Raw genomic sequence first — 319 nt, 5'->3', positions numbered from 1 at the left:
AAAGCTCCTAATAGCACTCAAGGTATTGTTATAGGAGAGAGTAAGGATATAGAAAGTGAGAGAAATACTATTTATACTGATGAGCATGGAAGGGTTAAGGTAAGGATTAATCTTTATGCCAATCAAGAAGAATTAGATAATAATACTTTTATTACAAATGATATAGATACAAATTCTTCTAATTTATCAAGCAATACTTACAAATCTTACCATCACACTCCTTTTTTAAGAGTAGCTTCTAGTATAGCAAGCAATCATTCAGGTTTTTTTCATACTCCAAGAATAGGAGATGAAGTGATTATTTCTTTTTTAGATGATG

Annotated in this window: 1 pseudogene; it reads left to right on the top strand. The window is 29.8% G+C overall.

What is annotated here, in order from left to right:
- Positions 1-319, top strand: a pseudogene (locus tag ELQ12_RS10010) (hypothetical protein); the annotation flags it as partial.

Origin of the sequence: Campylobacter sp. US25a, from assembly GCF_004379075.1 — a bacterium.
GTDB lineage: Bacteria > Campylobacterota > Campylobacteria > Campylobacterales > Campylobacteraceae > Campylobacter_D > Campylobacter_D jejuni.
The sequence above is the reverse complement of the archived record's forward strand: the minus strand, read 5'-3'. Positions and strand labels throughout refer to the sequence as shown.